Below are 10,128 nucleotides of genomic sequence, written 5' to 3'. Positions count from 1 at the left end.
ACCCGTTCGCCACTAATCCACCCGAAGGCTTCATCGTTCGACTTGCATGTGTTAAGCACGCCGCCAGCGTTCGTCCTGAGCCAGGATCAAACTCTCCAACAATGTCTTCGAATTCAATCGAGGCAATTTAATGCACTCAAAGGAACCTCAAACGAGGTTCAAATACATAAGCTCTACTGGCTTAGTTCACTAGCACACTGTTGAGTTCTCAAGCAACACACCCCGAATCGCACCGCAGTCACGCGGCCTTATCCGAAGCAGTTATTTCTAGCAGTTTTTGGTGAGCCACCCACTCAATCACCCTGAGGTGAGAGCTTGGTTCGTGTCTCTGTCTTTCTCTTTGCCACCCGGTTTCCCTGGCGACTTGGAGAACTTTACATGGCCGGAAACCCCCCAAAACAGGGGGGTACCTTAACTGCGTTTCCGCAGGTCAGAAGCAGGAAACCGGCCCGGAACGGTCGATCACCCGGCGATCGACCCGGGAGCGCCCCAGGTGAACGCCGAGAAGAAACATTGCTCCGAGTACATTGCACCGTATTGAACTCCTGGATTGCTCCGATTAGCGTCGGTCTCATGAGCACTGCGGAACTCGACGGCATCTCCGTCGCCTACGACGACCTCGGCACCGGGTTGCCCGTCGTCCTCGTCCACGGCCACCCCTTCAACCGTTCGATGTGGCGGCCCCAGGCCGAACGCTTCAGCCTGGAGGGCTACCGGGTCATCACCGCGGACCTCCGCGGGTACGGCGAGACCACCGTGGTCCCCGGCAAGACCGGCCTCGACGTCTTCGCCGCCGACATCGCCCGCCTCGCCGATCACCTGGGCATCGAGCGGTTCGTCCTCGGCGGTCTCTCCATGGGCGGGCAGATCGTCATGGAGTTCCACCGCACGTACCCCGAGCGCGTCCTCGGGCTCCTGCTCGCCGACACCTCCCCTCAAGAAGAGACAGAAGAGGGCAAGCGCGTCCGCAACGAGACCGCGGACCGGGTCCTCGCCGAGGGCATCGGCTGGTACGCCGACGAGGTGCTGACGAAGATGGTCTCGCCGGAGAACGTCCGCACGATGCCGGACGTGGCGGCGCACGTCTTGCAGATGATGCGCACGACTCCCCCGGAAGGAGCGGCGGCTGCGCTCAGGGGACGGGCCGAGCGGCCCGACTACCGGGAGAGCCTCAAGAAGGTCGCCGTGCCGAGCCTGGTGGTCGTCGGGACGGAGGACGAGTTCACGCCCGTCTCGGACGCCGAGCTGATGCGCGACCTCATCCCCGGCTCCACCCTGGCGGTGATCGAGGGCGCCGCCCACATGCCTAACCTGGAGCGCGAGGCCGAGTTCGACGCCGTGTTCGCACGGTTCCTGAAAGAAGTTGGGTGATCGTCTCCATGTCCCAGAAGATCGTTTTCGTGACCGGTGCCAGCGCGGGGTTCGGCGTAGAGATCGTCCGCCGGTTCGCCGCCGACGGCGCCAAGGTCGTCGCGGCCGCGCGCAGCAAGGACCGGCTCGACAAGCTGGCAGGCGAACTCGGCGAGAACGTCCTGCCGATCGAGCTGGACGTCCGCGACGCCGACGCGGTGGCCGCACTGCCGGAGTCCCTGCCCGAGGAGTTCGCCGAGGTCGACCTGCTGGTCAACAACGCCGGCCTCGCCAAGGGGCTCGAGCCCGCCCACCGGGCGAAGCTCGACGACTGGGACCAGATGATCGACACGAACATCAAGGGTCTCGCGCATCTCACCCGCGCGTTGCTGCCCGGCATGGTCGAGCGCGGCCGCGGGCACGTGATCAACATCGGGTCGATCGCGGGCACCTACCCGTACCCCGGCGGCAACGCCTACGGCGCGACCAAGGCGTTCGTGCACCAGTTCAGCCTGAACCTGCGGGCCGACCTGCACGGCACCGGCGTGCGGGTGACCAACGTCGAGCCCGGCATGGTCGGCGGCACGGAGTTCTCCGTCGTCCGGTTCGAGGGCGACCAGGGCAAGGCCGACAACGTCTACAAGGGGACGACGCCGCTCACGGCCGCCGACGTGGCCGAGTCCGTCTTCTGGGCGGCTTCGCAGCCGGAGCACGTGAACATCAACGTCATCGAGTTGATGCCGGTGGTGCAGACCTTCTCCGCGCTTCAGATCCATCGTTCGGAGTAGCTGTCCCTTGAGGGTGGTGGTGGGGCGGGGTCTGGGCTAGAGACCGAAGAGGTCGAACAGCGCCTGCTGTTCCGGGCTCCGCTCGGTCAGCAGGCGCCGCGTCCGAGGGCGGCCGCCGGTGGACGGATACCGCAGCACCGTCTCCCCGATCCCCGCCAGGCTGTCCATCAACTCGCGGACCGACAGGTTCATCCCCGCCCGGTCGGCCTCGCGCCGCATGAGGTGCGTGACCGTCGACGCGAGCACCGTCACCAGCGTGTGGACGGCGATCCGGTGCGGGGTCCAGTCCCAGCGCGGGGCCGGACCGGCGACGGCGGAGCCGGTCAGCCAGCGGAACGTCGAGTCGAGGTGCGTCCGGGCGCGGTAGGCGGTGACGACCTCGGACACCGGCCAGTCGTGGTCGGTGACCAGGACCTGCTTGCCGAAGAACTCCTCGCGCAGCCGGGACACGGCGGCGTCGTCCACCTTCCACGTCAGCCGGATCTCCCCCGGCCTGGTGCCCGCCAGAGAAGGTGAGAGCACCCGCTCGACGCGGCGGCCGCGCGTGATCCGCGCGATTTCGGCGTTCACTTGGCCGCGGTCGCCCCGGTAGGTGCCCGCGGCGAGTGCGGCGCCGAGGCCGGCGAGCTCGCGGGTCGCGGTGCCGAGTTCGTCGCCGAACGCCCTGGCCTGCGCGTTGTGCAGGATCTCCGAATGCGTCAGGATCACGCGCCGCCGCACGCCCCCGACCACGGCTCTGGTGTCGAAGGCGGTCAGCCCGGCGAAGCGCACCGGATCGACGGGCTTGCGCGCGGACGCCGGTTTCGCCAGCAGGTCCGGGTGGTCCGCAAGCGGGAGCGCGCCGACGAAATGCCGTCCGAGGTCCAGTTGCGCGGCCTGACCGGCGGTGAAGACCAGCGTGACGTCGCCCGCCGGGTACCGCTCCCGGAGGTCGTCCGCGAGCGCGGCGAACGGCGGTGCCCCTTCCCTCGGATAGATGTGGGACGCCAGCGGGATCGCGCCGTCCTTGGTGACCACCAGGCCGAGGCCTGCGAGTTCGCAGCGGCAGGGGTCGGCCGTGGTGAAGGTGGCGAACTGCGGCACGTCGACGGCGAGCGCGGCGTTCCCCGTCCCCAGCGCCGAGAGCACCGCTTCGGCGACGGCGGTCTCGATCCGCGTGATCCGTTCCGGGGTGAGGCGTTGCAGTGCTCGCCAGTGATTCGCCAGGTCGGCCTTCAGGAACTCGCGCGCGACGCCGTGTTCCCACCAGGAAGCCAGGTCCGTGTCCGGCGCCGTCGCCCGGTGCAGGACGGCGAGCGCGAGATGTGAGCCCAAGGTGGTCTCGGCGCGCTGGGCTCCGACGGCTTCGTCGACCCGGCGGACGAAACCGAGCCGCCGCAAAGTGGCCCACACGGCCGCGACGTCGCCGAAGGTCCGGTGCCGCGCTTCGCCGGGCGCGGAGACGTCGCCGTCCATCGCGCGCCCGATCTCCTCGGCCGTGCCGAGGTAGCGCTGGGACACCACGCGGGGCTCGCCGTCGACCCTGGCGGAGGTGACGAGGTAGTAGTAAGTCCGCCCGCCGACCTTCTTGCCGATCACCGAAGCCACACTTTAGGTAATACACTCCGGCCCACTGATCGGCAACCAAGATCGCGCTCTGACCAGCGGAAACAGTGACGATACCCACGTGGGTGACACGGTGGCGGGATGCGCACTGGCAGCTGGAGCGAGTCCGGCCATAGCGTGCGGGAATGGCATCCCCCGCTGACGCGACCGCCCCCACCACCTCGGCGATGCGCCGTGCGCTCGCCAGGGCGCGCGATGGGAAGACCCTAGACCTCACCGAGGCCTCGATCCTGCTCCAGGCGCGCGGTGACGATCTCAAGACACTGTCCGACCACGCTTCCCGTGTCCGTGACGCCGGGCTCGTCGCGGCCGGCCGTCCCGGCGTGGTCACCTACAGCCGTTCGGTGTTCATCCCGCTGACCCGGTTGTGCCGGGATCGCTGCGGCTACTGCACTTTCGCGACCGTCCCGGGCCGGGTCGAGTCGCCGTTCCTCTCCCCCGACGAGGTCCTCGACATCGCGCGCAAGGGTGCCGCGATGGGCGTCAAGGAGGCGCTGTTCACCCTCGGCGACCGTCCGGAGGACCGCTGGACGGCGGCGAAGGACTGGCTCGACGCCCACGGCTACGACGACACGCTGTCCTACGTCCGGGCGATGGCGATCCGGGTCCTCGAAGAGACCGGCGTACTGCCGCACCTCAACCCGGGCGTGCTGACCTGGCAGGACTTCCAGCGGCTCAAGCCGGTTTCGGCGTCGATGGGCATGATGCTGGAGACGACCGCGAAGCGGCTCTACACCGAGAAGGGCGGCCCTCACTACGGCTCGCCCGACAAGGACCCCGACGTCCGCCTGCGCGTTCTCGAAGACGCCGGCCGCAGCTCGGTGCCGTTCACGACGGGCATCCTGATCGGCATCGGCGAGAACTTCGAAGAGCGCGCCGACACGTTGTTCGCCATCCGCAAGGTCGCCAAGACCTACGGCGGCATCCAGGAAGTCATCGTGCAGAACTTCCGCGCGAAGCCGGACACGAAGATGCGCGCGACCCCGGACGCCGACCTCGAGGAGCTCGCCGCGACCATCGCCGTCGCGCGGCTCGTGCTCGGACCGCGGATGCGCATCCAGGCGCCGCCGAACCTGATCGGCCAGCAGTACGAACTGATGCTGAACGCCGGCATCGACGACTGGGGCGGCGTCTCCCCGCTGACCCCCGACCACGTGAACCCCGAACGCGCGTGGCCGCAGATCGACGAGCTCAAGCGCCGCACCGAAGCGCTCGGGTTCACCGTGCGCGAGCGGCTCCCGATCTACCCGGAGTACGTCAAGACCGGCGAGCCGTGGCTGGACCCGCGGATGAACGCGCATCTCGCGCCGCTCACCGACACCGAGACCGGGCTCGCGATCGAAGAGGCCATCCCGGTGGGCATCCCGTGGCAGGAGCCGGACGGCGGCTGGAAGGAGGCCGGGCGCACCGATCTGCACGTCGAGGTCGACACCGTCGGGCGGACGGAAGACCGCCGCAGTGACTTCGACTCGGTCTACGGCGACTGGGCCGAGATCAAGGGCAACATCAAGACCGCGCCGCAGCGGTTCGACACCGACATCCGGGATGCCTTGCGCAGCGCGGAAAAGAACCCCGCCGGGCTTTCGGACGACGAGGCCCTGGCACTGCTGCACGCCGACGGCCCGGAGCTCGACGCGTTCACCAAGATCGCCGACGACCTGCGTCGCGAGGTGAACGGCGACGACGTCACCTTCGTGGTCACGCGGAACATCAACTTCACCAACGTCTGCTACACCGGCTGCCGGTTCTGCGCGTTCGCCCAGCGGCGCACCGACGCCGACGCGTACACGCTTTCGCTGGAGCAGGTCGGCGACCGGGTCGACGAGGCGTGGGCCGCGGGCGCGACCGAGATCTGCATGCAGGGCGGCATCCACCCGGATCTGCCGGGTACCGCGTACTTCGATCTCGCGGCCGAGGTGAAACGGCGTCAGCCGGGCATCCACCTGCACTCCTACAGCCCGATGGAGGTCGTCAACGGCGCTTCGCGGACGAACCTCTCGATCGAGGACTGGCTCGCCCAGGCGAAGGCGTCCGGCGTCGACTCGCTGCCGGGCACGGCGGCGGAGATCCTCGACGACGACGTCCGCTGGGTGCTGACGAAGGGCAAGCTGCCGACGTCGGAGTGGATCAACGTCGTCACCACCGCGCACAAGCTCGGCATCACGACGACGTCGACGATGATGTACGGCCACGTCGACACTCCCGCGCACTGGGTCGGGCACCTGAAGCTGCTGGCGAAACTGCAGCGGGAAGGCCTGGAGCGCAACGGGCGGCGCGGGTTCAGCGAGTTCGTGCTGCTGCCGTTCATCCACCAGAGCTCGCCGATCTACCTCGCCGGGCTCGCCAGGGCGGGCACGACGCTGCGCGAGAACCGCGCGGTGCACGCCCTGTCCCGGCTGCTGCTGCACGGGATGATCGACAACATCCAGAGTTCCTGGGTGAAACTCGGCGAAGAGGGCAGCCGCGCGGTGCTCCAGGGCGGGGTCAACGACATCGGCGGGACGCTGATGGAGGAGACGATCAGCCGGATGGCGGGTGCGGCCAACGGGTCGTACAAGACGATCAGCGACATGCGCGCGATGGTCGAACCGCTGGGGCGTCCGCTGCGGCAGCGGACCACCGAATACGGCACGCCGACGGCGGAACGGATCGCCGCGGCCGAGGCGTCGGACGGCGTCGCGACCGCGGTCCGTCGGCCGCTGCTGCCGCTTGTCACTTCCTGACGAATAACCCGCGAAGGCCCCCTTCTCCGCGTACAGCGTGGCGAAGGGGGCCTTCACTTTGCGTGTGTCACCGATCACAAGGAGCGGGGACCTGCGGCGTTTTCTGTGCTAAACCCGAGAATCACTTCCGGGCAGCCGAGAGGACGACGATGACCGCGAGCGCAGTCCAGGTGGCCGACACCGCCCGCTATCCGTTGTCCGAACCGGGAAGCCCGGCCTGGCGCGAAATCGTTTCCCGGACCCGCGCCGAACTGCGGGAAACAGGATGCAGTGTGCTCGCCGACTTCATCCGCCCGGAGTTGCGTGACGTCCTTCGCCACGAAGGCGCGCAGATCGCTCCGGAGGCGTACGCGAAGGTCGAACGCGTCAACGCCTACAACACCGCCATCGACACTCCTCTACCGGCGGATCATCCCGGCCGCACGATCATGGAACGCGGCAACGCCTTCGTGGCACGCGACCAGATCCCGGCGACCGCGGTCATCCAGCAGCTGTACTCGAGCCGCGAGTTCCAGCGGTTCGTGGCCGACTGCTTCGAACTCCCCGGGCTCCACGAACTCGCCGACCCGCTGTCCGGGCTGGTGCTGAACGTGATCGAACCGGGCCGCTCGCATCCGTGGCATTTCGACACCAACGAGTACACCGTCAGCATGCTCACGCAGGAGGCCGCCGTCGGCGGTGTCTTCGAATACTGTCCGAACATCCGCTCCGAAACGGCGGAGAACTTCGACGATGTCCGTGCCGTCCTGTCGGGCGAAGGAGATCACCTGATCCGACGGCTCACTCTGCGTCCCGGTGATCTTCAGCTGTTTCGCGGACGCTTCGCCCTGCACCGCGTGAGTAGTGTTCAAGGCGCAACAGCACGCCATTCCGCGATCTTCGCCTACAGCGAGCGTCCTGGGGTCATCGGCAGTCCGGAGCGGACTAGACAGCTGTTCGGCCGGGTCCTGCCCGAACACGTCGCTTCAGCGGCCGTCCGGGGCGATCAGCTGCTCGACTAAGTCAGGAGCCCGGCCCGTGCCTTTGGATTCGACCGGCAAGATCTCCTTCGACCACATCTACACCGAGCCCGATCCGCGCGCGTTCTTCGGCACCTTGCGCAGGCTGGACTACGACATCCCCCAGCAGGCCAAGGCTTATTTCGCGAAACTGATCGACGAGTACCGCGCCGAGCGGGACGTCAAGGTCCCGACGGTGCTCGACCTCGGCTGCTCGTACGGCGTCAACGCGGCGCTGTACCGATGTGACACCTCGATGGAGCGGCTGTACGACCATTACACCGATGGCGAGTCGTTGAGCAGGGAAGACCTGATCGCGCACGATCGGCGGATGGTCGAGAGGCTCGCCGTCGGCGACGGAGTCCGCTTCATCGGGCTCGATTCCTCCGCACCTGCCCTGGAGTACGCGCTCGCCGCGGGCTTCATCGACGAAGCGATCCACGCCGATCTGGAGAGCGAAGACCCGACTGAGGAGCAGCGCGCGCTGCTGGCCGACGTCGACATCGTCGTCTCGACCGGCTGCATCGGCTACGTCACGGAGAAGACCCTCGTCCGGATCGCGCGGGAAAGCCGGCCGTGGATGGCGCATTTCGTCCTCCGGATGTTCTCCTACGAACCGGTCGCCGCGAGCCTCACCGATCTGGAGTACGACACGGCCGGGGTCGACGGTGTCTTCCGGCAGCGGAAGTTCGCTTCGGAAGAGGAACGGACCCAGATCCTGGACAACCTGTCCGTCGCGGGCGTCGACCCGCGTGGGCTGGAAGCCGACGGCCGGCTGTACGCGCGGCTGTTCGTCTCCCGCCCGAACGGCGCGGCGGGCGGGCTCGCCTCCGCGCTGAACACCCTTCCCCTTCGAGATCAAGGATGACCGTGAGCAGTCCGGAACTGTCCACCCGCACGTTCGGCAACGAGGAGGTCCTGCCGCGGGTCCCCGTCCCCAGCCTGGAGGACACCTGCCGCCGGTTCCTCGAGTGGTGCTCGCCGCTGCTCACCCCTGGTGAGCTCGCGGAGACCGAAGGCGCTGTCGCCGAGTTCCTCGCGGAAGGAAGCCCTGCGCACGAACTGCAGAGCGCGCTCGAAGCGTTCGACAGCCGCGAAGGCGTCCGAAGCTGGCTCGACACCTTTTGGCCGTACCGCTACCTCGGCCGCCGCGACCGGATCGCGCTCAACGCGAACTTCTTCTTCCTGTTCACCGAATCCCCGCTGGGACAGCTGGAGCGGGCGGCCGAACTGGCCGCGTCGGCGGTGGACTACAAGCTGAAGCTCGACGAGGAACTGGTGCCGCCGATCGTGCTGCGCGGGCAGCCGCAGTCGATGGTGCAGCACAAGTACCTGTTCTCGGCGACACGGATCCCCGGCGCCGTGCAGGACACCGCGCGGACGCCGTACCGCGAAGACTGGCCGGGGCCGTCGCGGGCGCGGCACATCGTGGTCTTCCACCGCGACACCCCGTTCCGGATGGACGTCATCGCGCCCGACGGCCGCCCGTACTCCCCCGAACAGCTGGTCGCGGGGTTGCAGGCGGTCGTGAAGTCGGGGAACTTCGTCGAGGACCCGGAAACCGCTGCCGGGCATTTCACCACCAAGGCGAGGGCGGAGTGGGCGGCGACGCGGGAATCGCTGCTCGCCGCGGGCAACGCGGCCGCGCTCGACGACATCGAGACCGCGTTGTTCTGCCTGTGCCTGGAGGACTTCACGCCGTCGGGCACGCAGGAGGCGTGCGACAAGCTGCTGCACGGTGACAGCGGCAACCGCTGGTTCGACAAGGCCGTCTCGCTGATCGTGTTCGAGGACGGCACGGCGGGGATCAACGTCGAGCACTGTGAACTGGACGGGACCACGATCCTCGGGTTCACCGACGCGCTGCTGAGCGGAACGCGGCTGGAGCGGCAGCCCGCCGACGGCGTCCCGGCGTCCGAGGTCATCGAGTTCGTCCTGGGCGACGCGTTGCGCGAAGACGCGCGTGCCGCTGCCGCGTCCTTCGCCGCGTACGCCGACGCGACCGCTACGAAGACGGTGTCCTTCACCAACTTCGGTGCGAAGCGGGCGAAGGAGCTGGGGATGTCCCCCGACGGCTTCGCGCAGATGGCGTACCAACTCGCGCACAAGCGCGCGAAGGGGATCACCGGCGCGACGTACGAGTCGATCGCGACGCGGCAGTACCAGAACGGGCGCACCGAGGCGATGCGCGTGGTGACGCCCGAGGTGCTGTGGTTCGCCCACGTGATGGACGACTCGAACGCGGATCGGCAGACCCGTCAGTCGGCCTTCCGTGCTGCGGCGGCGAAGCACGTCACGCGGGCGAAGGAGTGCCAGGCGGGCGACGCTCCGGAGCAGCATTTGTGGGAGCTGCAGCTGATCCAGAAGCGGCGGGGCGTCGAGGGATCACCGGCGCTGTACTCGTCACCGGGCTGGCTGAAGATGCGCAACGACTACCTGAGCACCAGCTCGGCGCCGTCGGTGAACATCCGGTACTTCGGTTTCGGCTCGACCAGCCCGCAGTGCATCGGCATCGCGTACGTGCTGCTGCCGGACAGTCTCAACATCTACCTGTGCACGCCGAAACACGTGGCACACGAGATGGAACTGTTCGCGACGGAGCTGGCCACCGCCATCGAGGAACTGCAGGAGTTGCTCGCCTGATTTCGCCGGCCTAGTACGGTT

General features: G+C 67.9%; 7 protein-coding genes and 1 rRNA gene. 6 read left to right on the top strand and 2 right to left on the bottom strand.

Features of this window, described 5'->3' with window-relative positions; translation table 11 throughout:
• Positions 1-102: ribosomal RNA gene (locus ACLJPX_RS31175) — 16S ribosomal RNA — on the bottom strand; the annotation flags it as partial.
• A 471-nt stretch (positions 103-573) separates the two neighbouring features.
• On the opposite strand from ACLJPX_RS31175, the gene ACLJPX_RS31170 reads away from it, so the two are divergent.
• Both ACLJPX_RS31170 and ACLJPX_RS31165 read left to right on the top strand, forming a co-directional pair.
• Complete coding sequence (locus ACLJPX_RS31170; protein WP_410604054.1) at positions 574-1,371, top strand: alpha/beta fold hydrolase; 798 nt, start codon at positions 574-576, stop codon at positions 1,369-1,371.
• Positions 1,372-1,379: 8 nt separating this feature from the next.
• Positions 1,380-2,138 carry an SDR family oxidoreductase gene (locus ACLJPX_RS31165; protein ID WP_410604053.1) on the top strand — a complete coding sequence of 253 codons (759 nt, stop codon included), beginning with the start codon at positions 1,380-1,382 and terminating at the stop codon, positions 2,136-2,138.
• 36 nt (positions 2,139-2,174) lie between these two features.
• Here the strand turns inward: ACLJPX_RS31165 and ACLJPX_RS31160 are convergent, their stop codons facing one another.
• Positions 2,175-3,716, bottom strand: coding sequence for a transposase (locus ACLJPX_RS31160; RefSeq protein WP_410604068.1), 1,542 nt, complete (start codon positions 3,714-3,716; stop codon positions 2,175-2,177).
• A 194-nt stretch (positions 3,717-3,910) separates the two neighbouring features.
• Between ACLJPX_RS31160 and ACLJPX_RS31155 the strand changes: the two genes are divergently transcribed.
• From ACLJPX_RS31155 to ACLJPX_RS31140, 4 genes are all read left to right on the top strand, one after another.
• Positions 3,911-6,466 carry a bifunctional FO biosynthesis protein CofGH gene (locus ACLJPX_RS31155; RefSeq protein WP_410604067.1) on the top strand — a complete coding sequence of 852 codons (2,556 nt, stop codon included), beginning with the start codon at positions 3,911-3,913 and terminating at the stop codon, positions 6,464-6,466.
• A gap of 149 nt (positions 6,467-6,615) precedes the next feature.
• Positions 6,616-7,467: an arpA protein gene (locus ACLJPX_RS31150; RefSeq protein WP_410604052.1), complete on the top strand. Its 852-nt coding sequence runs from the start codon at positions 6,616-6,618 to the stop codon at positions 7,465-7,467.
• A gap of 16 nt (positions 7,468-7,483) precedes the next feature.
• Complete coding sequence (locus ACLJPX_RS31145; RefSeq protein ID WP_174720382.1) at positions 7,484-8,332, top strand: class I SAM-dependent methyltransferase; 849 nt, start codon at positions 7,484-7,486, stop codon at positions 8,330-8,332.
• Entirely contained in the window at positions 8,329-10,107 is a 1,779-nt protein-coding gene (locus tag ACLJPX_RS31140; RefSeq protein WP_410604051.1) for a choline/carnitine O-acyltransferase, read from the top strand. The genes ACLJPX_RS31145 and ACLJPX_RS31140 overlap by 4 nt, the downstream gene beginning before the upstream one ends.
• Positions 10,108-10,128 lie beyond the last annotated feature (21 nt).

Origin of the sequence: Amycolatopsis sp. lyj-90 (assembly GCF_046549035.1) — a bacterium.
GTDB lineage: Bacteria > Actinomycetota > Actinomycetes > Mycobacteriales > Pseudonocardiaceae > Amycolatopsis.
The sequence above is the reverse complement of the archived record's forward strand: the minus strand, read 5'-3'. Positions and strand labels throughout refer to the sequence as shown.